Here is a 23960-nt window from a genome sequence, read left to right on the forward strand (position 1 = left end):
TTTGCTCCAGCTATCGATCGCCGTCGACTAAGGGCGTGCGCGAGAGTTTGATCGGCCCGTTGGCGCTGATCAGCACCTGTTCCTCGAGCTTCACCCCTTCCCCACCGCCTTGCTCACCAATGTAACTTTCCACCGACACCACCATGTTTTCCTGGAACAGGCCGTCATAGCCCCACTCGGCGAAATCCACGGCGTAGGCGACGCTGGGGTACTCGTCCACCAGCCCGACGCCGTGCAGCATCATCATGTAGCGGTTGTGCTCAAAGCGCTTGGGCACCGGCCAGCAGTGTTCGGCAAACTCGCGAAAGGACAGGCCCGGGCGCAGCAATTCGACGTTGTGGTTGATCTGCTGCGAGGCGATGTCGAGCAAGTCGCGTTGGGCCAGGGTCGGCGGCTTGCCGGGGCAGATGAAGCTGCGCGAGATGTCTGAAAGGTAACCGCCGGGGCCGACCATGTCGGTGTCGAAGCAGACCATTTCACCTGCCTTGATGACCTTGTCGGTGGCGTCCTGAAACCACGGATTGGTGCGCGGCCCGGAGCTGAGCAAGCGGCTTTCGGCCCACTCGCCGCCGTGCGCGACGTTGGTGCCGTGCATGATGCTCCACAGCTGGTTTTCGGTAACCCCCGGCACCAGGCTTGTGCGCATGCGGGCAATGGCCAGGTCGCACACGCCCATGGACACCCGGTGGCTGGCCACTTCTTCGGCCGATTTGATCAGGCGTGCCTGCTCCATCAAGGGCTGCGCATCGAACAGTTCAATACCCCGTTGCGTCAGGCGCTGCGCGCCCCAAGGGTCGCAGCGGTCCACCGCCAAGCGGCGGTTGCCGCCACCGTGGCGGGCCATCAGGTCTGCCACCTCCTGTGCCCAGCGCTCGGCTTTTTCCTGCACGCGGGGGCCGGCAAGAAAATACAGCCAGGGAATCGCCGGGCGAATTTCATCGATGGTTTCTACATGCTCGCTGTTGTGTCGGCTGCTGGTGAACTCGAACAGCACCACCGGGCCGTCGGTGGCCACGAATACATAGCGGCTGGGCGAGTGCATCACCCACAAACCAAGGTTATTGGTGTCGGTGGCATAGCGAATATTGATCGGGTCGGCCAACAGAATGCCGGCGTAATCCTGGGCGCGCAGTTGCTCGCGAATGCGCTCCAGGCGGTAATGGCGCAAGGCTTTGCGGTCGATGGCGGCATACGCATCGAGTAACGCCGTGTCGACCGGCGCGATGGCATGTTCAGTGACCTTGGCATCGCTGCGAAAGCGCAGGTCGCTTTCGGTTAACGCAGTGAGCAGCTCAATGGAATCAGAACCCGTTTGCATGCAACAACCTCCGCTGGGAAGAGTTTGATGTTCATCAAATTCAGTCAGACCAACTTTCGGGGCAGTAACTAAAGGCTTCTAAATCGGGTGACGGCTGTCTTTATTGTTGTGGGCAACACACGGTAGCTACAGGTCCTTGACCAGCCGCAGGGCATCGTAAATGGCCGCATGGGTATTGCGCGACGCCACTGCATCACCAATGCGGAACAACTGGAAGCGCCCTTCGGGGTTGCTGACAACGGTTTGCGGCTTGCCGACAATCAGGTCCATGTACTCCACGGCGCCTTCGTTGCTGGCCAAGGGTTTGAGTTCGAAATACAGCTCGTCCAGCGGCCGGGTGCCGTGGTTGACCACCACCTGGTCCACCAGGCGCGTTTTGGTCAGGTCGCTGTAATCGGTGCCGATCGTGGCCAGCAACTGGTCGCCTTGTTTCTCAACAGCCTTGAGCCGGTAGGTGACGGTGAAGGTGGTGTCCAATTGCTGTAACGAGCGCATGTAGGGCACCAGGTTCATGCCCATGACTTCTGGCGCGAACGAGCGGTCGGGGGTCATGATTTCGGTCTTGGCACCACTGCGGGCTATGAATTCGGCAGCTTGCAGGCCGGCGTGGTCGCCCGCATCGTCATACACCAGCACATTGCGCCCAGGCTTCACGTCGCCAGAAATGATGTCCCAGCTTGAAACCAGAAACTGGTTGCCGTGTGCCAGCACTTCGGTGTGCGGCATGCCCCCGGTGGCCACAATCACCACGTCGGCATTTTCATCAAGCACAACCGCGGTGTCTGCCCAGGTGTTGAAGTGGAACGTCACGCCAAGGCGCTCGCATTGCGCCATGCGCCAATCGATGATGCTGATCATTTCTTTGCGCCGCTCGGACTGCGCGGTCAGGCGAATCTGCCCGCCGGGTTTGTCCGCCAGCTCGTACACCACCACCTCGTGGCCGCGCTCCCCTGCCACACGTGCCGCCTCCAGGCCACCAGGGCCGGCGCCCACAATTACCACTTTGCGCTTGTGCACCGCCTTGGGTATTTCGTGGGGCATGGTGGTTTCACGCCCGGTCGCGGCGTTGTGAATGCAGTACGCAGCGCCAGCGTTGTAAATGCGGTCCAGGCAATAGTTGGCGCCCACGCATGGGCGGATATCGTCTTCACGGCCTTCGATGATCTTGCGCACGATGTGCGGGTCGGTCATGTGCGCGCGGGTCATGCCGACCATGTCCACCAACCCCGAGGCAATGGCATGACGCGCTGTGGCCACGTCGGGAATCTTCGCTGCATGGAAGGTAGGGAAGCCGGTCAGCGCCCTGATTTCACCGGCAAAGTCCAGGTGTGGCGCATTGCGCATGCCCTGGATCGGGATGATGTCGGTCAGCCCGGCGTCGGTGGCGATATTGCCGCGGATCACATTGAGGAAGTCGATCATGCCACTGTCTTTCAACAGTTGAGAGATATGCAAGCCCTCCTCTTTTTGCAGGCCACCGGCAAGCACTTCGTCCCCGGTGTAGCGGATGCCGACAATAAATTCGGGGCCCACACGTTTGCGAATGGCCGTGAGCACATCGAAGGTGAAACGCAGGCGGTTTTGCAGCGAGCCGCCGTACGGCCCTTCCAGTTCGTTGGTCAGGGGCGACCAGAACTGGTCCATCAAGTGGCCGTAGGCTTGCAGCTCGATGCCATCCAGGCCGGCGGCCTTCATGCGTTCGGCGGCATCAGCGTAGTCGCCAATGATGCGGTCGATGTCCCAATGTTCAAGCTGCTTGGGGAAGGCGCGGTGTGCGGGTTCCTGATTATGGGAGGGCGACACCACCGGTAGCCAGTCGCCTTTGTCCCAGCGGGTACGCCGGCCCAGATGGGTGAGCTGGATCATCACCGCCGCGCCATGTTCGTGGCACTCATCGGTCAGGTCTTTCATCCAGCCGACCACTTCGTCCTTGTAGGCCAGAATGTTGTTGAACACGGGCGGGCTGTCACGGGAGATCGCGGCGGAGCCTGCGGTCATGGTCATGGCCACACCCGCTTTGGCACGCTCGACGTGGTAGGCCCGGTAGAGTTTTTTCGGCATCCCGTCTTCCGGGTAAGCCGGTTCGTGGGAAGTGGTGATGATGCGGTTGCGCAGGGTCAGATGCTTGAGGCGATAAGGCTGAAGTAGCGGATCGTTTTTCATATCGGTCTCGCAAACAGGTCATCAGGCAAGCCGACAATATGCCCCTCTGTACACAGGTGTCAATACTCTTGACGATGGTGTACAGTTGCCAGAAATAGCAGATTGAAAAGGGAGAAATGCCCATGAAAGGCGCCACCTCAAAAGCGGAACCCGCAGGCCGAGGCTCACTGGAAGGCTGGCTGAATGCGGCCTATGAAAGCCTGACCGAGTCAGGTGTCGATGCCGTGCGCGTGATGCCGCTGGCAAAAAAACTAAATTTGTCGCGCACCAGCTTTTACTGGTTTTTCGAAGACCGCGATGCCCTGCTCGTAGCCTTGATCGAGCAGTGGAAAAACAAGAACACCTTCAATCTGGTGACCCAGTCCCAGGCCTATGCCGAGTCCATCACCGAGGCGATTCTCAACGTCTTCGACTGCTGGCTGAACAGCGAATTGTTCGACTCGCAATTCGAGTTCGCCATGCGCAGCTGGGCGCTGCAGTCACCGGAAGTGGCGCAGGAAATCGGCGAGGCAGACGCGCAGCGCGTCGAGGCATTGCGGCAGATGTTTGACCGTTTCGGCTTTGAAGACGATGCTGCGATCACCCGCGCCCGTTCGATCTACCTTACGCAAATCGGCTACATCAGCATGAAAACCCGGGAGCCGTTGGCACAGCGCATGCGCTACATCCCCGAGTACCTGAAGATTTTCACCGGCAGGGAGCCGGAGGCCCGTGAGCTGGAGCGCTTTTATCAGCGCAACGGTTTTAGTAGTGCCGATTTGAGCGCCTGACAAACACCGAGGCCTTTGCAAGCTTCAGGATTTGCGCACCTGTGGGCACGGGTTTGCCCGTGAACAGGGCGCAACCCGTGCCATCCCCTAGCCGTATTACCAGCTGTAACTCACCTTCGCCGTAACCTCACGCCCCGGGTTGTAGTAATTCGCCGTCCCCGACCCCACCACATGCTGCTCGTCAAACAGGTTGCTGACATTCAGGGCAAGGTCAGTCCCTTTGGCAATCTTGTAGTTCAAGGCCGCGTCAAACAGCGTGGTACCGTCGCTCTTCTTGGTGTTGGCAGCATCCATGTAATAACCACCAACGTACCTGGCACCCAGACCAACGCTCACATCAGTGTTGGCAATGTCGTAGTAGCTCCACAGCGAAGCCGTATGCTTCGGCGCCACAGTGAATTCCTTGCCCTTGAGCGAACTGCCGTCATACAGCGCGCCGCGCAGCACCTCAGTTTCCATGTAGGAATAGGCACCGATCAGGCTGAGGTTTTGCGTGACTTGCGCCTTGGCTTCCAGGTCCAGGCCGCGGGCACGTGACTCGCCCACCGTCTGCTGTTCGATGATGCCGCTCGGCAGCACGACGGCGATGGTGACGTTTTCCTGGGTCAGGTCATAAACGGCGGCAGAGAACAACGCATCCATGCCCAGTGGCGAGTACTTCACACCCACTTCGTACTGCCTCCCGGTCTGCGGCGTTACGCCAACCTGCGGAGGCGAAACCGATTCCACCATGCTCACATAAGTGGAGACTTCATCGTTCACGATGTAAGTCAGCGCGCCACGGTAGGACGTTTCAGAGAAGTTGTCGCTTTGCTTGCTCACCCCGCCGACGTACTCCGTGCTGGACAGGTCCATGGAGTCATTACGCACACCTGCTGTAGCGATCAAGCGGTCATAGAAGGACAGGTTCTGCTGCAGGAACACGGCCTTGGTGGTGGCGTCGTTCTTCTTGCGGGTATAGGGCGTGATGCCGCCAGGCACGCCGGTGAACACTGGGTTGGCGATATCGATGGAGGGCGCCAGGCTGTATACGGAGCTCTGTTTGGTGGTGGAGTCGAGGTATTCCACACCCACCAGGGTGCTGCTGTCGATGTGCTCGAACTGGGCATCGTATTGCAGCATCAGGTTGCCGTTGAGCTGATCGGCATCGCTGTCGGTGCCGAACACGTAGCGCGGTATGGTGGTGCCAACCCGCGAAGCGCTGTCGCTCAGGTAGACATAGCCAAAGTCATCGCTCAGCTCGCTGTAGCGCAGGTTGCCGCGCAGCGTGAAGCCGTTGTCGAAGTCGTGGGTGATGTTGCCGCTGAGGCTGGTGCGCTCGACATCGTGGAAGTTGTAGCCGGGCTCGCCGTAGAAATCGCTGCGGTCGTATTCCTTGTCCAGTGGGTAGCCACCGCTGTTTGGCGAGCTGTTGGTCTTCAGGTAGTCGAGGATCACGGTAGCCGAAGTGAAGTCGGTAGGCGCCCAGGTCAGGCCGCCCATCACGAACCGGTTATCGTCCTGCGAGTGGTCGTACTCACGGTCGCTGTTCTGCATCTTGGCAGTAAAGCGGCCGGCCAGCGTCTGTTCGTCGTTCAGGGCGTCGCCTACATCGATACCAGTTTCGGCATGGTCATACGAGCCGTAGGTGACATAGCCCTGGCCAAATTTTTCGAAGCGCGGCTGCTTGGTCACGAAGTTGACCGAGCCGCCTGGGTCTGCCGGGCCGAACAGGGTGGAGTTGGCGCCGCGCAGAATTTCGATGCGCTCGTAGGCGAACGGGTCTTCGCGCACACCACGCATCGAGCTCAAGGTCAGGCCGTCACGGTAAGTGGTGGCCTGGAAGCCGCGGATCTGGAAGTAGTCGTTGCGGTCGTCCGAGCCGTAGAAGTCGCTGACCACACCTGGGGTGTATTGCAGCGCCTCTTCCGTGGTGCTGACGCTGCGCTGCTGCATTTCCTTGTTGGTCACTACCGACACGGAGGCTGGCGTGTTGAGGATGCTGGTCGCCACCTTGCCACCCACCCACAGTTCCTTGGCAACCACCGAATTGGTGTCATCGTCGGCACTGGCCTTGACCTTGGCGTTGATGATGACGGGCGCCAGGCGGTAGTCCTCGGTCGCGCCCAGCTCCAGCGGGCCAGCTGGCTTTGGCTGCGGTACCACCAGGTAAGCACTCGGGCCTTGCTGCTCAGCTTGAAGCTCGGTCCCCTGCAACAACGACGACAGTGCAGCCGACGTGCCCAACGCGCCTTGCACGCCCGCCGTGTTGCGGTTGGCTACGCTCTGTGCGTCGAAGGACAGGCTGATACCGGCCTGGCGCGCAAAGTGGTCAAGCGCCGGCGCCAGTGGGCCACCAGGAATATTCCATTGCTGGACCTGGTTGTTGTGCTCAGCGGTAGCAGCTTGCGCAAACGCAGGCAGCGCAGAGCTGCTGACAACCAGGCCCAGGAAAGCAGCGTGCACAGCACGGCTCAAAGGATGGCGCTGTGAAACCGGGGTCAAACTCATTTTCTCGCTCCGTAGAGGGGTCGGCGGGCTGGCCTGTATTCCGGCCTTCTCTACAAGCCGAACGAGAATGAGAAAACACCTCATTTATTTTTCGGGTAGCTGGAGGCACCACATCGCGGGTGCCTCCAGCGCTTAAACCTTATTCACTATCGCGGCTCGCAAACGGGTCAAACTCGGGGTCGTTCAACTTCAGGATGTGGTTCTTGATGGCATAACCGGCCAGCTCGATGTATTCCATATAGAAGTCTTTACCCAGTTGCCGCAGCGGTGAGCCCTTCAATGAGTCAGCGACAGCTTTTAACGTTATGATCCCGGATTGTTCAGCGATGATTTCCACACTGTGCACACGCTTTTCAGGGTGGTCATAGGGCTTCTGGTACCAGCTCGCGATCTGATACTGGATATCCTCTCTTTCCAGCGCCTGATACAGATGGCTGGCAAACGCGATGCTGGTTTCGCGAATCAGGCCTGGGTCGATATCGCGCTTTTCAAGTAGCGTTTCAGTGGGTTGATAAGCAACATACAGCAGGTCGGCGATGGTGAAGCCCGGCATCGGCGGGAAAACGCCTGGCGGTAGTTGGTCCGCCGGGATTGATAGCTGGTCGGAATAGTCGTCGTTTTGCACGGGAAGCTCCTTGCCTCGGCATAGTTTTACTGGCCAGCGCCAGCCTCATCCACGCGCCATTGCTGGCGCGCAGTGAAATGACATTTTCCGGTTGTATTAGTTGCGCGCAAGGGTGAAATAACTGCGGTCAGCTACCTACTCATCCGAGTGCGGTTTCAAAGCGGTTTTGCCGGTGTGGATACATGCCTTTTACAGGGATTGGCTTTGCCCCAGTAGCGTTTCCTGCGTAGCGGGCAGCGGGCGGCTCAGCAGCACGCCCACCACCACCGCGAACACCAGCGCTGCAAGGCCCGCAACCTGCAACACGGCCTCGAAGCCACCCATGAACGCCTGGCGGGCCAAGGGTGCCACCGCTTCACGCAAGCCCGGATCAAGCAGCGCCAGGGCCGCCTGCAGGTCGCCCGCCGCTACCCGCGTGGCCATCGCAGCAACCTGGCCCACTTGCGATGGCGCTACGGCAACCAGGGCTTCGTGAAGCAATTGCCCGCTGCGGGCGGCCAGTACGCCACCCAGTAAACCGATAGCCAGGACGATGGCCCCGAAGCGCGTAGTTGTACTCAACCCGGAAGCCATCCCGGTACGCTGGCGTGGCACACACGCCATGATGTTTTTCTGGGTGTCGCCATTTAGCAGCCCGGCACCCGCCCCCAGCACCAGGCTGGCCAGGGCAAAGGCTGCATAGCCGCCAAACCCGGCGGCCCAGGCACACAGCAGGTTGCCCACCCCCACCAGCACCAGGCCCAACGCAAACACCTGCGCCGGGCTCAAGTGCGCCGCCAGGCGCATGCCCAAGCGCGGTGTCAGCAACATGGCCACAGCAAACGGCAGCATGCCGGCCCCGGCTGCCAATGCGGACAGTTGCAGGCCGTTTTGCAGGTACAGCGGCAGCAAAGTCATCATCACCTGGGCGCAAGCGGCGTACGCGAACATGCCCAGCAAGGCGCCGACGAAACGCCCGCTGCGCATCAGCCGCAGGTCGATCATCGGCCGTGCCTGGCTGCGCTCCACCATCACGAACAGGCCGAACAGGAAGGCGCTGATCACCAGCCGCCCAAGGGTTTGCGCGCTGCCCCAGCCTACCTGGTTGGCATCGATCATCGCCCAGATCAGGTAGCCCAGGCTGCCGGCGAAGGTCAGGCTGCCCCATGGGTCGAGCCGGGCTGCAGCACTGTCGCGGGACTCCTCGACACTGCGCATCACCATCACTGCAAGCAGCGCTACCAGCGGCAGGTTGATGTAGAAGATCCAGCGCCAACCCAGGGTGCTGGCGATCACCCCGCCCAGTAACGGCGCAAAGGTGATGGTGGCGCCCATGCAGGCACCCCAGAACGCCCACGCGCGCATGCGCTCCTGCGGCTCATGAAAGCGGTTGCCGATCGCGGCCAGGGCCGAGGTCAGCAACAACGCAGCCCCAACACCCTTGGCGGCCCTGGCCAGGTCAAGGAACAGCAGGTTGGGCGCGGCACCACACGCCAGCGAGGCGAAACCGAACAGCACCAGGCCGAGCAGCAGCATGCGCCGCCGGCCAAAACGGTCGGCCAGGCTGCCGGCGGGCAACAGGCAGGCGGCGAAGGCCAGCAGGTAGGCGCTGACCACCCACTCGATATCGGCGAAAGAGCCGGACAGGTCGCGGGCGATGCTGGGCAGGCTGACCGCGACGATGTTGGTGTCGAGAATGATCAGGGCGCAAACCAGAGAGGCAGTGAGCAGGGTAAAACGTGCAGAGGGCATGATGGGGCTCCGGAAGCTGAGCTGGCTGGTTTGAAGTGCCTTTAACCTGCGGGATCGCCGGGACCGCTGCGCGCTCCATCGCCGGCAAGCCAGCTCCCACAGGGGCCGCGTCGTGTTCGAGGTTGCGCAATACCTGTAGGAGCTGGCTTGCCGGCGATGGACCGCACAGCGGTCCCTGCAATTGCACAGGCATGCTTTGCCGCCAAGCCACCAGCCTTGTAGTGTTGGCCTCAACCATAACGCCGCCAACCCATAGCTTTGTTAGCCCCGGCGGCCTGCGTCATTACCCTGTAGGTAACACCCATGGAAATCCGCCATTTCCGCTACTTCCTGTGCGTCGCCCGCCACGGCCATTTCACCCGTGCCGCCGAGCAACTGGGCATCGCCCCGCCTACCCTCAGCCGGCAGATCCAGGACATGGAGCGCGAACTGGGGGTACGCCTGTTCGAGCGCAGCCAGCGCGAGGTCAACCTGACCGCCGCCGGCCAGGCGTTGTTGATCGAGGCGGAGCACGCCGTGCGCCAGTTCGATGCGGCGCAACTGGGCGCACAGAAGGCCGCCCGTGGCGAAAGCGGGCGTATCGAACTGGGCTACGTGGCCTCGGCCGCCTACTCGGGCATGCTCCAGCAGCAAGTCAGCCGCTACAGCGAAACCTGCCCTGGCGTACGCCTGAATATCCGTGAACTGCCCATGGCCGAACTACCCGGCATGGTCCGCGACGGCTTGCTCGACCTTGCCTACGTGCGCTCACCGATGGAGCTGCCTGACGAACTGCAAGCCATCGCCTTGCATCAGGAAGGTTTCGTCCTCGCCCTGCCCGCCAGCTCGCGGATCAACGAAGTGCCGCAGATCCCGGCCTCGCGCCTGGCCAACGAAACCTTCATCCTCCCCGAGCAAATTTCCGGCACGCTGGAAGTGGCCGCGCAAGGTGGTTTCGTGCCCAGGCTTGGCCCACAACCCGGCAGCCTGGTGGCCGTGATTACCCTGGTCTCACTTGGGCAAGGCATTGCTGTAGTCCCGGAATCGGTGGTGCAGCGCATCAACCTGCCGCAGGTGAATTACCGGCGGGTCGTCGATTGCCAGGCCAGCTCGTGGCTAAGCCTGATCCACCGGCGGTTCGAAAAAGCGCCGGCAGTGATGAGGTACATCGAGATGATGAAGGCCTGACAGTCGCCCTGAAAAACAAAGGGCACCATCCACGGGTGCCCTTCGCCTTACCGCATGGTGAACTCAATCACCCCATCGACCGCGCCCCCACCGGTTGCGCATGGCCGCGCGAGGTCACGATCCCCAGGAAGGAAATCACGATCGCCAGGCCCAATGTAGAGCTGACCTCCACCCGGTGCTCAGGCGTGTACATCATCACTGCCAGCGCCCCGGCAATGAAGATGATTACCGCCCAGGTCAGGTACGGGAACAGCCACATGCGGAACTTCAGCTCGGTGTTCTCCCGCTCCAGGCGGCGGCGCATGCGCAGCTGCGAAATGGCGATGACCATGTACACCAGCAGGGCGATGGCCCCGGAGCTGGCCAGCAGGAACTCGAACACGCCCTTCGGTGCGAAGTAGTTGAGCACGGCGATGGCTGCGCCGATCAGGGTGCTGCCAAACACTGCAGCGCGCGGTACGCCAACCTTGGAGGTCTTGTTGAGGAAGGCCGGGGCGTCACCCCGCTTGGCCAGCGAGTACATCATCCGCGAAGCAATATAGATCGACGAGTTCATGCAGCTGGTCACAGCCACCAACACCACCAGGTCGACCATGAAGGCCGCGTTGGGGATGTTCATGATTTCCAGCGCACGCTGGTACGAGCCCACCACCGCCAACTGCGGGTCGTTCCACGGCACCACCGAAATGATCACGAAGATCGACAGGATGTAGAAGGTGCTGATTCGCCAGATCACCGAGCGGGTGGCTTTGGCGATGTTGCGCGAAGGGTCGCTGGATTCGGACGCGGCGATAGTCACCGCCTCGGTGCCGATGAAGCTGAACATCACGGTGATGAACGCACCGACCACTGCCGACCAGCCCTTCGGCGCAAAGCCGCCGTACTCGGCCATCAGCCCGCTCAGGCCGCTGACCTCGCGGTTGGGCAGCCAGCCCATCAGTGCGGCAAAGCCCAGGCCGATGAAACCCAGAATCGCCGTAACTTTCAGGATGGCGAACCAGAACTCGAACTCACCGTACTTGGCCACGCTGAACAGGTTGGTGCAGGCCAGCAGCAGTACCGAGGCCAGGGCGAAGATCCAGCTGTCCACCTGCGGGAACCAGGCGTTCAGCACATGCCCGGCAGCCAGTGCTTCGATAGGGATTACCAGTACCCAGAACCACCAGTACAACCAGCCGATGGTGTAGCCGGCCCAGCGGCCGATGGCCTGGTCGGCGTAGGTGGAAAACGATCCGGTATCAGGGTGTGCCACGGCCATTTCGCCGAGCATGCGCATGACCAGTACCACCAGGGTTCCGGCCACGAAATACGAAACTATGGTTGCTGGCCCGGCCGCCGCGATGGCGTGACCAGAGCCTACGAAAAGTCCGGCGCCGATGATGCCGGCGATGGACAGCATCGTTACATGACGAGGCTTGAAACCTTGTGCAAGGTTGCCATCAGATCCCACGGTGCTCATTGATGTTGTTCTCTTTTTGCTGACACAAGGATGGACGGGCAGGCGTAGGCGAAAATATCTCCTTTCAAATCAGTTAGTCGACAGGTTGCTCGCGCGCTGTTGTTGATCTTTGGCGCGCATCACAGAGCAACGTGTCCGTGCGGTTCGGGCTTCATTTAAGCCTCGCAGGGCTGCGGGAAATTACACGAGAACGCCCCGGAACTGTTCGATCACGACAGGGCAGTTCCAATACCGCCAGATGTCGCGAATGGCATGCCCGATCGCGCCATCGGGCCATCTGGCGCTTTTGTTTTTCATTTGGATGTGTGTTGCCAGTGCCGGCCTCTTCGCAGCACAAGGCTGCTCCTACAGGGACCGCACTAGTCTCAACGGCAGCGGGGTACCTGTAGGAGCAGCCTTGTGCTGCGAAGAGGCCAGCACAGGCCCAGGTATTTTCAGCCACCCACAAAAAAGCCCCGGTCACCCAGGGCTCTCTCTGCACACACTGCACCTGCAATCGCCTCAACGCACCAGGCAAGGCCGCTTGTTATCGAACTGCCAGCCCGAGATCAGATACTGCATCGCCACGCTGTCATCCCGCGCCCCCAACCCCATGTTGCGGTAGCACTCATGGGCCTTGGCCAACTGGTCCTCATCCAGCTCAACCCCCAGCCCCGGCCGGGCCGGTACCCACACATGCCCGTCCACTATGCGCAGCGGTTCACGGGTAAGGCGCTGGCCGTCCTGCCAGATCCAGTGGGTATCGATTGCGGTGATCTCGCCCGGCGCCGCAGCCGCCACCTGGGTGAACATCGCCAGCGAAATGTCGAAGTGGTTGTTCGAATGCGAACCCCAGGTCAGCCCCCAGTCATTGCACATCTGCGCCACCCGCACCGAACCCTGCAAGGTCCAGAAGTGCGGGTCGGCCAGCGGAATATCCACTGCCTGCGACTGGATCGCATGACCCATCTGCCGCCAGTCGGTGGCAATCATGTTGGTGGCGGTGCGCAAGCCGGTGGCACGGCGGAACTCGGCCATCACCTCACGGCCCGAGTAACCGTTCTCGGCGCCGCAGGGGTCTTCGGCATAGGCCAGCACGCGATGCTTGTCGCGACACAGGGCAATGGCCTCTTTCAGTGACCAGGCGCCGTTGGGGTCAAGCGTGATTCGCGCTTCAGGGAAGCGCTCGGCCAGCGCCGTCACGGCTTCCATCTCCTCCTCGCCACGCAGCACGCCGCCCTTGAGCTTGAAGTCGCTGAAGCCATAGCGCTGCTCGGCCGCTTCGGCCAGGCGTACCACCGCTTCCGGGGTCAAGGCCTTCTCGTGGCGCACGCGGAACCAGTCGTCATCGGCATCGGCCTCGTTGCGGTAGGCCAGGTCGGTCTGCTGACGATCGCCGATGTAGAACAGGTAACCCAGCATCTTCACCGCATCGCGCTGCTGCCCCTCGCCCAGCAGGGCCGCCATGGGCACGTTGAGGTGCTGGCCAAGCAAGTCGAGCAGCGCCGACTCGATGGCCGTTACCGCATGCACGGTAATCCGCAGGTCGAAGGTTTGCAGGCCACGGCCCGCCGAGTCGCGGCTGGCGAAGGTCTGGCGCATGGCATTGAGCACGCGCTGGTAGTGGCCGACCGGCTGGCCGACTACCAGGCTGCGGGCGTCTTCCAGGGTCTGGCGAATCTGTTCACCGCCAGGCACCTCGCCCAGCCCGGTATTGCCAGCGCTGTCGCGCAGTACCACCACGTTGCGGGTGAAATACGGGCCATGGGCGCCACTGAGGTTCAGCAGCATGCTGTCATGGCCGGCCACTGGGATCACCCGCAGGTCGGTGACCACCGGGGTGCTGGTATGAACGGCGGGGTTGGTCTGCATATTCATGATTGTTGTCTCGCAGTATTCAGTGGGTCTGGCCCAGGGCCGAGGGGGCCTTTAGGTCATCGGAAGGGGCGCCCTTTGGGCGAGTGCGAACGAAGAAGATGGCAATGGCCGCCAGCACCGAGGTCACAGCCAAGCCATACAGCCCACCCTGGATCGAACCGGTCTGCTGCTCCAGCAGGCCGAACGTGGTGGGAGCAACAAAGCCGCCGAGGTTGCCGACCGAGTTGATCAGGGCGATCACTGCCGCCGCGATGCGGGCATCCAGGTAACCCTGCGGGATCGGCCAGAACAGTGACGATGCCGACTTGAAACCGATGGCCGCGAAGCACACGGCGACAAAGGCGAACACCGGGCCACCGGTGGTGGACATGAACATGCCGATTGCGGCGACCACCAGGGCACCGGCTACCCAGGCCTGCTGGAACTTCCAGCGCGCGGAGCCCGCTGCGAAGGCGTACATGGCCAGGATCGAGATCAGCCACGGGATCGAGTTGAAGAAGCCGACCTGCAGGTCGCTGAGGTCACCCATGCGCTTGATGATGCTCGGCAGCCAGAAGGTGGCGGCGTAGATGGTCAACTGGATGCAGAAGTAGATCACGCAGAACAGCACGATCTGGCGGTCCTTGAGCAGGCTCCAGGCCGAAGCCTTGACCGTACCCACGGCTTCGCGCTCACGCTGCTCGCGGTCGATGGTGGCCACCAGCGCGTCCTGCTCGGCCTGGCTCAACCACTTGGCATCCTGCGGCTTGGAGTCCAGCCAGAAAAACACGAAGAAGCACAAGGCGACCGAGGCCATGCCTTCGATGAACAGCATCCACTGCCAGCCATGCATGCCCAGGCCCTGGATCTGCATCAACGCCCCGGCCAGCGGCCCGGAAATCAGCGAAGCCAGCGCCGAACCGCTGAGGAAGATGGCAATCGCCTTGCCGCGCTCGGCGCCTGGCAGCCAGCGGGTGAAGTAGTAGATCACCCCAGGGAAGAAGCCCGCCTCGGCAACACCCAGCAGAAAGCGCAGCACGTAGAACTGGGTTTCGTTCTGCACAAAGGCCATGGCCGTGGCCACCAGCCCCCAGGTGAACATGATGCGGGTCAGCCAAAGCCGCGCCCCCACTTTTTGCAGCAGCATGTTCGAAGGCACTTCGAACAACGCGTAGCCGATGAAGAACAAGCCGGCGCCAAAGCCGTAGGCTGCGGCGCTGATGCCCAGATCGCTTTCCAGGTGCGGGCGGATGAAACCGATATTGACGCGGTCGAGGTAGTTGACGATGAACATGATGACGAACAGCGGCAGGACATGGCGCTTGACCTTGGCTACAGCACTGGCCAGGGCGTCGCCGTCATTCCGGGCAGACGGAGCGAGGGTGTCGTTCACGTGCGAATCTCCCACTAATTGTTTTTGTGCGGGTCTTGGTTGTCTGACATGGCAGTGGGGCTGAGCATATTCGCGACGAGGTTGTACAACAAGATCAACAGTGTCGGCAAAATGGCAAAATACAAGCTGTCACAATGACAATGTGCTGCGATCTTTCAAAAGTAGAGAACTCAAATGCCAGCTTGGAGGCAGAAAAAATCGGCAAAAAATAATTTTATGGATTAACTTGTCGTACAAGTACAGCGCGAAACGGATCACACCATGGAACCCGAACACGCCCGCAAACGCGGCCACAGCCGCGCCCATGACCTGGTATCCAGCCTGACCCAGCAGATTTTGCTGGGCACCTTCAAGCCGGGTGACAAGCTGCCCTCAGAGAACACACTGGTGCGCGAGCATGGCGTCAGCCGCACGGTGGTGCGTGAAGCCTTGTCCAAGTTGCAGGCTTCCGGGCTGGTGGAGCCGCGCCACGGTATCGGTACCTTCGTGATGGAGCGCCAGGCCCAGGCCGGGCTGCGCATCGCGGCGGAAAGCGCGGCGAATGTGCGCGACCTGCTGGAGCTGCGCATTGGCCTGGAAGGCCAGGCCGCCGCCCTGGCTGCGCTGCGCCGTGACGAGGGGCACCTGGTGCGCATGCGCCAGGCGCTGGATGACTATCAGGACCTGGCAGCCGCCGGCGACAGCTGCATCGAGGCCGACCGACGCTTCCACCTGCTGATTGCCGAGGCTACCGGCAACCTGTACTTCACCGAGATGCTGCTGCAATTGGGCAACAGCCTGATCCCGCGCAACCGCATGGCCCTGGCCGAACGCGGCGGGGCGAAGCTGGCGCGGCAGGCGTACCTGGCCAACCTGGAGCATGAGGCAATCCTCAATGCCATCCGCCGGCAAGACCCGGATGCAGCGCGGGCGGCGGTCTGCCTGCACCTGTCCAACAGCCGCGACCGGATGCTGCCGGACTAGGGGCCGCTGCGCAGCCCTTCGCGGGCACGCCCGCTCCCACAGGTACCGCGTATGGGCATTACCAGGTCAGGCAGATCTTGCCGAAATGCCGGTTGCTTTCCTGGTAGCGGAACGCCTCGACGATCTGCTCCAGTTCGAAGTGCTTGTCCACCACCGGCCGCAGGCCGTTGGCATCGATCGCCCGCACCATCGCCTGCTGCTGGGCGCGGCTGCCCACCAGCACACCTTGCAGGCGAATCTGCCGCACCAGCGCCTGCACCAGCGGCAGCTGACCGGCCACGCCGGTAAGAATGCCGATCAGCGACACATGCCCACCGATGCGCGCGGCGATCATCGACTGCTCCAGCGTCGCCGGGCCGCCCACTTCGATCACATGGTCGACACCGCGGTTACCGGTGAGCTCGCGCACCTTCTCACCCCAGGCCGGGGTGCTCTTGTAGTTGATCAGGTGGTCGGCGCCCAACGCTTTCAGGCGCTCCAGCTTGGCGTCGCTGGACGACGTGGCGATCACCGTGGCGCCAGCCAGCTTGGCAAACTGCAGGGCGAAGATCGACACACCACCGGTGCCCTGCACCAGCACCGTGTCGCCAGGCTTGAGGTGGTCGTCGCTCATCAGCGCACGCCAGGCGGTAAGGCCAGCGGTGGTCAGGGTAGCGGCTTCGGCATGGCTGAAGCCTTTGGGCGCCAGGGTGAACGCGGTGGCGCGGGCGGTCACCTGTTCGCGGGCATAGCCGTCGAGGCCGTCACCGGGCACCCGGGCAAAGCCCTCGACATTGGCCTGGCCGTCGAGCCAGTCGGGGAAGAAGGTGCTGACCACATGGTCGCCGACCTGGAACTCGCTGACGCCTTCGCCCACCGCAACCACTTCGCCGGCGCCATCGGCCATGGGGATACGCCGCTCGCTCGGGCCCCACATGCCGCTGACCACGGCAAAGTCATGGTAGTTGAGGGAGCTGGCGTGCAGCCGCACGGTGATTTCGCCGGCCTTGGGGGCCTGGGCCTCGCTGGTGCCGACCTCGACCTTGTCGTAGCCGCCGCCGGGTTGTACGTAGATGGCCTTGCTGGTCATGGGTGGGTCTCCGTATCAGAGGAAAGAATGGGGTTGAGCATAGACAGGTCCGGCACCACAGACCTGAGACTTGCACAATGCGTGTGGGAGCGGGCATGCCCGCGAAGAGGCCCGCGTTGCCGACACAAGAATCAGCCCAGCATCACCTTCAGTGCCCGGCAATCGGCCGCATGCCAATCCACCAGTTCCGGCCACGGGTTATCCGGCAGATTCACCAGCACCGTGCGTGCGCCTGCAGCACGCCCACAGTCCAGGTCAAACCGGTAATCCCCCACCATTACCAGCTCGCTTGGCGCCACGCCCCAGGCACTGGCAATCTTCAGTAGCCCGTCCGGGCTCGGCTTGGGGGCCGCTTCGTCACGCCCCAGAATGTGCTCCACCGGGAAGCAGTCTGCCAGGCCGATGGCCTCCAGCGTCACATGCGCCAGCTCGCGGGCATTGCGCGTCAGGATGCCCAACCGGCAGCCGCGCCCGGCCAACTCGCGCACCAGCTCCACCGCCCCGGTGGCCGCCGTGGAGGCAACTGCCAGGTCGCGTTCGTGCTCCAGCAACCAGGCATGCTTGGCTGCCGATACCTCTGCGGGCAAGGCCGCCAGGTGAGTGAGGATGTCGTGCTCGGCGGGGATGTCCAACGCCACGCGAATGGCGTCGAAATCATGCACGGCCACGGTCAGGGTGCCGTCCATGTCGAACACCCAGTTGCGCACCTCGCCCAGGCTCATGCCCAATCCTTGCGATGGCGAATCAGGCCTTCCTGGCTCGACGATGCCACCAGTTGCCCGGCCTGGTTGAAGATGCTGCCGCGGCAGAAACCGCGGGAATTCCCGGCCCAAGGGCTGTCGGTGGCGTACAGCAGCCACTCGTCGGCGCGCAGGTTGCCATGGAACCACAGCGAATGGTCGAGGCTGGCGATCTGCATGTCGCGCTGCCACACCGACTTGCCATGGGGCAGCAACGCCGTGGTCAGCAGGCCGAAGTCCGAGGCATAAGCCAGCAGGTACTTGTGCAGGGCGGGGACGTCGGGCAGGTTGCCGTCGGCGCGGAACCAGGCGTACTTCACCGGGTCGCCAGGCTTGGGGTTGAACGGGTCGCGCTCGGTGACCGGGCGGATCTCGATCGGCTTGGCGCACAGCACCTTGTCGCGAATACGCTCGGGCAACTGGTCGGCCATGGCGCGGGCCAGCTCCACCTCGCTCGGCAGGTTTTCCGGGCCGACCACGTCTGGCATTTGTGCCTGGTGCTCGAAACCTTCCTCGTCGTACTGGAACGACGCGCTGCAGGTGAATATGGTCTGCCCCTTCTGGATCGCCGTTACCCGCCGGGTACTGAAGCTGCCGCCATCGCGCACGCGGTCCACCGAGTACACCACCGGCAGGCTAGCATCGCCCGGGCGCAGGAAGTAGCCGTGCAAAGAATGCACATGGCGGGCGTCCTCGACCGTCTGGCTGGCCGCCGACAAGGACTGGCCCAGCACTTGCCCACCGTACAGCTGGCGGAAGCCCAGGTCCTGGCTACGCCCACGGAACAGGTTCTCCTCGATGGATTCGAGGCTCAACAGGTCGACCAGGTCGTCCAACACATGACTCATTGGGGGTTCTCCTCGCAAGGCAACACGTCTCTACAGCGCTCGTTATGAAGGCAAATGATACAGGGTTTGTCATTCGCGCCGGGCATGGCCGTGCATTCAGGCGCGCAGGGTGCGCTCCCAGTGTGCGCGGTCGATGCGGTACAGCACGTGCGGGCGCAGCGGGTGGCCCTCGGCCAGGCGGGGGTGTTCGAAGCTACCGTTCAGGTCCTGCTGCATGCCGATGGCTTGCATCACCTTCTGCGACGGCAGGTTGCTCTCGCTAGTGAACGACACCACTTCTTCCAGGCGCAATTGGGCGAAAGCACAACGCAGGCAGGTCCACGCCGCCTCGCTGGCAAAGCCCAGGCCCCAGTGGCGACGTGCCAGGCGCCAGCCGATCTCCACCGCCGGGGCAAAGGGTGCCTCGAAGTTGACATTGAGCAACCCGGTCATGCCGATGAACGCGCCGCTGTCCTTGCGCTCCAGCGCCCACAGGCCAAAGCCGTACTCATTGAAATGCCCGCGCACACGGCCGATCAACGCAGCCGCCTCAACGCGCGTCAGCGGCGCCGGAAAGTAGCGCATCACCTGGGGGTCGGCACACAGCGCGGCGAACTCGCGCAAGTCATCGTCATGCCATTGGCGCAGCACCAGCCGTGCGCTTTCCAGTTGGAGGATGGGGGTCATGGGGCCTGCTCCGGTTTACCGCCTTGCAGTTTACAGCGTAGGCGCGGGCGCGGGTTTCACCCAGCCGGCAGCAGCCAAATGCAATTTTCACACGCCCTTCACCGGCCCCCGACAGGCCGCTTGGCAGGATGCCGCCATCCACCTCCGCGCTAGCCGCGGCACTGCCAACGGAGCAACGCATGCTATCGAGCAACACCCTGGGGCACCCTGCCATTCATGCCCGGCGCAAGCGGCGCCTGTCACGCAAGGCCCTCGGTGCCGCCCTTGGCCTGTGCATGGTCGTGACGGCGTTGACCACCTGGCTGGCGACGAGGACGCATATCGTGGACCTTGGTAACGAGCAACAACTGAGTGACAGCGGCCTGTTGCAGGACTGGGCCGACGGCGCTGTGATCGTGATGATCCGCCACGCCGAACGCTGCGACAGCGCCCCCGGGCCCTGCCTGGACGACCCCACCGGCATCACCGTGGCCGGCAGCCAGGCCGCTGGCCGCGTTGGCCAGGGGCTGCACCAACTGGGCCTGAACAACGCCGACATGCTCAGCAGCCCGAAGCTGCGCACCCGGCAAACCGCGCATTTCATCCTCGGCCAGGCGGTGGCCAGCGAAGACTGGCTGGAAGGCTGTGACAACCAGTTTGCCAGTGAAGCACTGTCACGCAAGCGCCCCGGCCACAACCTGGTGCTGGTGACCCACAACGGCTGCATCGACCACTTCGCCCGCCAGCAGAACGTTACCGGTAGCGAGCGCCAGAGTAGCTATGCCAGCGCCCTGTTCGTGTCGGTGGATGGCAATGGCAAGGCACGCATCCTCGGGCGACTGAACGAACCTGACTGGCAACGGGTACTGGCCAGCGCCGGCAAATAGCATTCCCCTGCTCCGGCCTCATCGCCGGCAAGCCAGCTCCCACAGGTTCCCCATGGCCTTCGAGGCTTGTGCATTACCTGTGGGAGCTGGCTTGCCGGCGATTGGGCAGCAAAGCGGCCCCGGCCATGGCAAGATCAGCACTGGCCCTGATTGCGACCCCATCCATGCCGTTGCCGCTGATCTACCACGAAGACTACAGCCCGGAGTTCCCCGCCGAACACCGCTTCCCGATGGACAAGTTCCGCCTGCTGCATGACCACCTGGTCGACAGCGGGCTGACCACCGACCAGGCATTGCTGCGCCCGGACATCTGCCCCGACGACATCCTCGCCTTGGCCCACGACCGTGGCTACATCGAGCGCTACATGAACGGCGACCTGTCCCGCGAAGACCAGCGTCGCCTCGGCCTGCCCTGGAGCGAAGCCCTGGCCCGGCGCACGGTGCGGGCAGTGGGTGGCTCGCTGCTGACCGCCGAGATGGCGCTGCAACATGGCATCGCCTGCCACCTCGCCGGTGGCACCCACCATGCCCATTACGACCACCCCGCCGGCTTCTGCATCTTCAACGACCTGGCCGTGATCAGCCGCTACCTGCTGGAGGCTGGCCGGGTACACCGGGTACTGATCTTCGATTGCGATGTGCACCAGGGTGACGGCACCGCGCGCATCCTGCACGACACCCCGGAGGCCATAACCGTGTCGTTGCATTGCGAACAGAACTTCCCGGCCCGCAAGGCGCAGAGCGACTGGGACATTCCCCTGCCTCGTGGCATGGGCGATGCGGCCTACCTGAAGGTGGTGGACGACACCCTCAACTACCTGCTGCCGCTCTATCAACCCGACCTGGTGCTGTATGACGCCGGCGTCGATGTGCACAAGGACGACGCCCTGGGCTACCTGCAACTGACTGACGCCGGCCTGGCTGGCCGTGACGAAGCGGTGCTGCGCCATTGCCTGGGCCGAGACATCCCGGTGGTTGGCGTAATCGGCGGCGGCTACAGCAAGGACCGCGAAGCGTTGGCCAGGCGCCATGGCATCCTGCACCACAGCGCGGCACGCGTCATCGGTTGTTCACAATGACTGTGGAACCGCTTGTGGATAACCTGCGGGAAAGGCGCTGTAGCCCTTTGCACACAGGGCCTGCAGAACTCTGATCGTTTTTTGACCAGTGCTTCCATGGGCAGCGCTGCGCTAGAATGCGCATCTTTTCCACAGCCTGCTGCCCACCATGCCCGATCTGAACCCCGCCTCCCCTCCCCTCGCCGTCGTTATCGGTGGCGGCCCCGCCGGCCTGATGGCCGCCGAAGCGCTGGCCCAGGCGGGCCTGGCGGTAGAGGTGTTCGACGCCATGCCTTCGGTAGGGCGCAAGTTCCTGCTCGCGGGGGTTGGCGGCATGAACATCACCCACTCCGAGCCATACCCAGCGTTCGTTTCACGCTATGCCGAGCGCCAGGGCGAAGTCGATGCGCTGCTGCGCGACTTCGACGCCGACGCCTTGCGCCAGTGGATTCACGGCCTGGGCATCGAAACTTTCGTCGGCACCTCGGGGCGGGTGTTCCCCACCGACATGAAGGCCGCGCCATTGCTGCGCGCCTGGCTCAAGCGCCTGCGCGACAGCGGGGTAGTTATCCACACCCGCCACCGCTGGTTGGGCTGGAACGCCGACGGTGCCTTGCGGATCGCTTATCCACAGGGCGAGCGCGCGGTGAAGGCTGCAGTCGTGGTACTGGCGCTGGGTGGCGGCAGTTGGGCGCGGCTTGGTTCGGATGGCGCCTGGCAGCCATTGCTGGCCGAACGGGCTGTGGATATCTCGCCTTTGCAGCCCAGCAACTGCGGGTTTGAGGTAGAAGGCTGGAGCGCGTTGCTGAAGGACAAGTTCGCCGGCGCGCCATTGAAGAACATTGCCCTCAGCATACCGGGCAGTGCACCGCGCAAGGGCGAGTTCATCCTCACCGCCCAAGGTGTGGAAGGCAGCCTGGTGTATGCCTGGTCGGCGCCGTCACGCGAGGCCATCAACCGCGAAGGCCGAGGGGTATTGCTGCTCGACCTGCTGCCGGACAAGCCTGTGGACAAGATTGCCCAGGCACTGGCCAAGCCACGCGGTTCACGCTCCATGGCCAAGCATCTGCACAGCCAGCTGGGCATTGATGGCGTGAAGGCGGCGCTGCTGCGCGAGCTGACCGATCAGGCGACCTTTGCCGACCCACTGGTGCTGGCGCGGGCGATCAAGGCATTGCCGATCACATTGGTGCGTACGCGGCCACTGGATGAAGCAATCAGCAGTGCCGGCGGGGTACGCTTCGAGGGGCTGGATGAGGGGTTGATGGTCAAGGGCATGCCGGGGGTGTTCTGTGCCGGCGAGATGCTGGACTGGGAGGCGCCGACCGGAGGGTATCTGCTGACGGCTTGCTTCGCCAGCGGGTTGCGCGCCGGGCGGGCGGCGGCGGATTGGGTTACGCGGGTTTCCTGACAGATTTTTGGGGCCGCTTTGCGGCCCCAAAAATCTCAAGGCTTACGCTTACGCGGCCCACCATTGAAGCTCGGCACCTTGCGCACCGCCTTCACAGCAGGCTCCGGGTCCCCACTGTCCATCCAGCGCCCCAGCCCGCGCTTGGCGCTGTTCTCTTTCGGCTTTTTGGGTTTCTTCGGCTTCTTGATCACCTGGCCACTGGCGTCGGTCATCGGCACCCGGTGATCGGGGATGAAATCCGGCTCTTCATGACGTGGCAGCGTCTGCCGGGTAAGCACTTCGATAGCCCCCAGCAACTGCACTTCATCCGCGCACACCAGCGAAATCGCCTCGCCTTTGTTACCCGCCCGCCCGGTACGGCCGATGCGGTGCACGTAATCTTCGGCAACGATCGGCAGGTCGAGGTTGACCACCAGCGGCAGGTCGTCGATATCCAGGCCACGGGCCGCCACGTCGGTTGCCACCAGCACCTGAATCTCGCGGGCCTTGAAGCTGTCCAGCGCACGCTGGCGGGTGGCCTGCGGGCGGTCACCGTGGATGCCGTCGGCGTTCACGCCTTCGGCCAGCAAGCGCGCCACCAGCTGGTCCACACCGTTACGGGTCTTGGCAAATACCAGCACCTGCGTCCAGCGCTGCTTGCGCAGCAGGTGGCAGAACAGGTCTTCCTTGCGCTTCTTGTCCACAGGTACCAGCCACTGCTTGACGCTGGTAGCGGTGGCGTTGCGCGGGCTCACTTCGATACTGATCGGGTCGTTCAGGGCCAGCCCGGCCAGCACGCGAATCTGGTCAGAGAACGTGGCGGAAAACAACAGCGTCTGGCGCTTGCGGGGCAGCGCGGCGTACACCGATTGCAGTTCTTCGGCAAAGCCCAGGTCGAGCATGCGGTCGGCTTCGTCCAGCACCAGGGTCTGCACCTGGTTGAACTTGACCGCGTTTTGCCGGAACAGATCGAGCAAGCGGCCCGGGGTGGCCACCAACAGGTCGACGCCACGGCGCAGGCGCATCATCTGCGGGTTGATGCTGACGCCGCCGTACACCGCGTAAGTGCTCAGCGGCAGGTTCTCGGCGTACTCGCGCACGTTGTTGTGCACTTGCTCGGCCAGCTCGCGCGTTGGCACCAGCACCAGCGCGCGGATCGAGTTGCTGGCCACCTTCTCGCCCTCCAGCGCCAGGCGCTGCAGCACGGGCAGGGCAAAGCCTGCGGTCTTGCCGGTGCCGGTCTGGGCTGCGGCCATCAGGTCGCGGCCGGCCAGCACGGCGGGGATGGCCTTGGCCTGCACCGGGGTCGGGGTGGTGTAGTCCAGCTGCTGCAGGGTGCGCAGCAGCGGTTCGATCAGGCCGAGTTTGGCGAAATTCATGGCAATACCGTCAGGGGGTTCAGCGAAGG

The 23960-nt window shown here is 63.0% G+C and carries 19 protein-coding genes; 6 read left to right on the forward strand and 13 right to left on the reverse strand.

The window, feature by feature from the left end; all coding sequences use genetic code 11:
* Positions 1-10: 10 nt before the first annotated feature.
* Positions 11-1318: a M24 family metallopeptidase gene (locus tag ACN6NG_RS26380; protein ID WP_474316968.1), complete on the reverse strand. Its 1308-nt coding sequence runs from the start codon at positions 1316-1318 to the stop codon at positions 11-13.
* A 126-nt stretch (positions 1319-1444) separates the two neighbouring features.
* A complete protein-coding gene (locus ACN6NG_RS26385; protein WP_474316973.1) occupies positions 1445-3481 on the reverse strand; it encodes an oxidoreductase in 2037 nt (678 codons plus the stop codon).
* Between the two features lie 122 nt (positions 3482-3603).
* Here ACN6NG_RS26385 and ACN6NG_RS26390 point away from each other — a divergent pair, with 122 nt between their 5' ends.
* Positions 3604-4251, forward strand: a complete 648-nt coding sequence (locus tag ACN6NG_RS26390) for a TetR/AcrR family transcriptional regulator (protein WP_474316975.1) — start codon at positions 3604-3606, stop codon at positions 4249-4251.
* 96 nt (positions 4252-4347) lie between these two features.
* Here the strand turns inward: ACN6NG_RS26390 and ACN6NG_RS26395 are convergent, their stop codons facing one another.
* From ACN6NG_RS26395 to ACN6NG_RS26405, 3 genes are all read right to left on the reverse strand, one after another.
* Complete coding sequence (locus ACN6NG_RS26395) at positions 4348-6741, reverse strand: TonB-dependent siderophore receptor (protein ID WP_474316978.1); 2394 nt, start codon at positions 6739-6741, stop codon at positions 4348-4350.
* Positions 6742-6880: 139 nt separating this feature from the next.
* Entirely contained in the window at positions 6881-7366 is a 486-nt protein-coding gene (locus ACN6NG_RS26400; protein ID WP_474316980.1) for a hypothetical protein, read from the reverse strand.
* A 189-nt stretch (positions 7367-7555) separates the two neighbouring features.
* Entirely contained in the window at positions 7556-9097 is a 1542-nt protein-coding gene (locus tag ACN6NG_RS26405) for an MFS transporter (RefSeq protein ID WP_474316983.1), read from the reverse strand.
* Between the two features lie 303 nt (positions 9098-9400).
* On the opposite strand from ACN6NG_RS26405, the gene ACN6NG_RS26410 reads away from it, so the two are divergent.
* On the forward strand, positions 9401-10264 hold the full coding sequence (locus tag ACN6NG_RS26410) for a LysR family transcriptional regulator (protein WP_474316985.1): 864 nt from the start codon (positions 9401-9403) through the stop codon (positions 10262-10264).
* Between the two features lie 67 nt (positions 10265-10331).
* Here the strand turns inward: ACN6NG_RS26410 and ACN6NG_RS26415 are convergent, their stop codons facing one another.
* From ACN6NG_RS26415 to ACN6NG_RS26425, 3 genes are all read right to left on the reverse strand, one after another.
* Positions 10332-11723: an amino acid permease gene (locus ACN6NG_RS26415; RefSeq protein WP_016501678.1), complete on the reverse strand. Its 1392-nt coding sequence runs from the start codon at positions 11721-11723 to the stop codon at positions 10332-10334.
* A gap of 501 nt (positions 11724-12224) precedes the next feature.
* Positions 12225-13580: a glucarate dehydratase gene (gene gudD, locus ACN6NG_RS26420; protein WP_474316986.1), complete on the reverse strand. Its 1356-nt coding sequence runs from the start codon at positions 13578-13580 to the stop codon at positions 12225-12227.
* Positions 13581-13599: 19 nt separating this feature from the next.
* On the reverse strand, positions 13600-14952 hold the full coding sequence (locus ACN6NG_RS26425) for an MFS transporter (protein WP_353457044.1): 1353 nt from the start codon (positions 14950-14952) through the stop codon (positions 13600-13602).
* Between the two features lie 261 nt (positions 14953-15213).
* Here ACN6NG_RS26425 and ACN6NG_RS26430 point away from each other — a divergent pair, with 261 nt between their 5' ends.
* Positions 15214-15915 (forward strand): FadR/GntR family transcriptional regulator, encoded by a 702-nt coding sequence (locus tag ACN6NG_RS26430; RefSeq protein ID WP_474316988.1) that lies wholly within the window; start codon positions 15214-15216, stop codon positions 15913-15915.
* A 58-nt stretch (positions 15916-15973) separates the two neighbouring features.
* Here the strand turns inward: ACN6NG_RS26430 and ACN6NG_RS26435 are convergent, their stop codons facing one another.
* The 4 genes from ACN6NG_RS26435 to ACN6NG_RS26450 form a co-directional block, all read right to left on the reverse strand.
* Positions 15974-16984, reverse strand: a complete 1011-nt coding sequence (locus tag ACN6NG_RS26435) for a zinc-dependent alcohol dehydrogenase family protein (protein WP_063422794.1) — start codon at positions 16982-16984, stop codon at positions 15974-15976.
* Between the two features lie 131 nt (positions 16985-17115).
* Positions 17116-17706, reverse strand: coding sequence for an HAD family hydrolase (locus ACN6NG_RS26440; protein WP_016501683.1), 591 nt, complete (start codon positions 17704-17706; stop codon positions 17116-17118).
* The gene (gene tesB / locus ACN6NG_RS26445; protein ID WP_043201433.1) at positions 17703-18572 is read right to left on the reverse strand and encodes an acyl-CoA thioesterase II; all 870 of its coding nucleotides are present in this window, start codon (positions 18570-18572) and stop codon (positions 17703-17705) included. Before tesB ends, ACN6NG_RS26440 begins: the two co-directional genes overlap by 4 nt.
* Before the next feature lie 96 nt (positions 18573-18668).
* A complete protein-coding gene (locus ACN6NG_RS26450; RefSeq protein WP_049274282.1) occupies positions 18669-19238 on the reverse strand; it encodes a GNAT family N-acetyltransferase in 570 nt (189 codons plus the stop codon).
* A 179-nt stretch (positions 19239-19417) separates the two neighbouring features.
* Here ACN6NG_RS26450 and pmrG point away from each other — a divergent pair, with 179 nt between their 5' ends.
* The 3 genes from pmrG (at position 19418) to ACN6NG_RS26465 (ending at position 22573) form a co-directional block, all read left to right on the forward strand.
* On the forward strand, positions 19418-20104 hold the full coding sequence (gene pmrG, locus ACN6NG_RS26455) for a lipopolysaccharide core heptose(II)-phosphate phosphatase PmrG (protein ID WP_474316994.1): 687 nt from the start codon (positions 19418-19420) through the stop codon (positions 20102-20104).
* A 164-nt stretch (positions 20105-20268) separates the two neighbouring features.
* The gene (locus tag ACN6NG_RS26460) at positions 20269-21183 is read left to right on the forward strand and encodes a histone deacetylase family protein (RefSeq protein WP_063422792.1); all 915 of its coding nucleotides are present in this window, start codon (positions 20269-20271) and stop codon (positions 21181-21183) included.
* Positions 21184-21331: 148 nt separating this feature from the next.
* The gene (locus ACN6NG_RS26465) at positions 21332-22573 is read left to right on the forward strand and encodes a TIGR03862 family flavoprotein (protein WP_474316996.1); all 1242 of its coding nucleotides are present in this window, start codon (positions 21332-21334) and stop codon (positions 22571-22573) included.
* Between the two features lie 35 nt (positions 22574-22608).
* Here ACN6NG_RS26465 and ACN6NG_RS26470 read toward each other — a convergent pair whose 3' ends face one another.
* Positions 22609-23931: a DEAD/DEAH box helicase gene (locus ACN6NG_RS26470; RefSeq protein WP_016501688.1), complete on the reverse strand. Its 1323-nt coding sequence runs from the start codon at positions 23929-23931 to the stop codon at positions 22609-22611.
* Positions 23932-23960: the final 29 nt, after the last annotated feature.

The sequence above is a fragment of the Pseudomonas sp. TSO6 genome, from assembly GCF_056098905.1.

What these genes read in the sequence shown, in the direction of transcription:
- ACN6NG_RS26380 (WP_474316968.1), bottom strand. Translation starts at nt 1,318, where the DNA reads ATGCAAACGGGTTCTGATTCCATTGAGCTGCTCACTGCGTTAACCGAA.
- ACN6NG_RS26385 (WP_474316973.1), bottom strand. Translation starts at nt 3,481, where the DNA reads ATGAAAAACGATCCGCTACTTCAGCCTTATCGCCTCAAGCATCTGACC.
- ACN6NG_RS26390 (WP_474316975.1), top strand. Translation starts at nt 3,604, where the DNA reads ATGAAAGGCGCCACCTCAAAAGCGGAACCCGCAGGCCGAGGCTCACTG.
- ACN6NG_RS26395 (WP_474316978.1), bottom strand. Translation starts at nt 6,741, where the DNA reads ATGAGTTTGACCCCGGTTTCACAGCGCCATCCTTTGAGCCGTGCTGTG.
- ACN6NG_RS26405 (WP_474316983.1), bottom strand. Translation starts at nt 9,097, where the DNA reads ATGCCCTCTGCACGTTTTACCCTGCTCACTGCCTCTCTGGTTTGCGCC.
- ACN6NG_RS26410 (WP_474316985.1), top strand. Translation starts at nt 9,401, where the DNA reads ATGGAAATCCGCCATTTCCGCTACTTCCTGTGCGTCGCCCGCCACGGC.
- ACN6NG_RS26415 (WP_016501678.1), bottom strand. Translation starts at nt 11,723, where the DNA reads ATGAGCACCGTGGGATCTGATGGCAACCTTGCACAAGGTTTCAAGCCT.
- gudD (WP_474316986.1), bottom strand. Translation starts at nt 13,580, where the DNA reads ATGAATATGCAGACCAACCCCGCCGTTCATACCAGCACCCCGGTGGTC.
- ACN6NG_RS26430 (WP_474316988.1), top strand. Translation starts at nt 15,214, where the DNA reads ATGGAACCCGAACACGCCCGCAAACGCGGCCACAGCCGCGCCCATGAC.
- ACN6NG_RS26435 (WP_063422794.1), bottom strand. Translation starts at nt 16,984, where the DNA reads ATGACCAGCAAGGCCATCTACGTACAACCCGGCGGCGGCTACGACAAG.
- ACN6NG_RS26440 (WP_016501683.1), bottom strand. Translation starts at nt 17,706, where the DNA reads ATGAGCCTGGGCGAGGTGCGCAACTGGGTGTTCGACATGGACGGCACC.
- tesB (WP_043201433.1), bottom strand. Translation starts at nt 18,572, where the DNA reads ATGAGTCATGTGTTGGACGACCTGGTCGACCTGTTGAGCCTCGAATCC.
- ACN6NG_RS26450 (WP_049274282.1), bottom strand. Translation starts at nt 19,238, where the DNA reads ATGACCCCCATCCTCCAACTGGAAAGCGCACGGCTGGTGCTGCGCCAA.
- pmrG (WP_474316994.1), top strand. Translation starts at nt 19,418, where the DNA reads ATGCTATCGAGCAACACCCTGGGGCACCCTGCCATTCATGCCCGGCGC.
- ACN6NG_RS26460 (WP_063422792.1), top strand. Translation starts at nt 20,269, where the DNA reads ATGCCGTTGCCGCTGATCTACCACGAAGACTACAGCCCGGAGTTCCCC.
- ACN6NG_RS26465 (WP_474316996.1), top strand. Translation starts at nt 21,332, where the DNA reads ATGCCCGATCTGAACCCCGCCTCCCCTCCCCTCGCCGTCGTTATCGGT.
- ACN6NG_RS26470 (WP_016501688.1), bottom strand. Translation starts at nt 23,931, where the DNA reads ATGAATTTCGCCAAACTCGGCCTGATCGAACCGCTGCTGCGCACCCTG.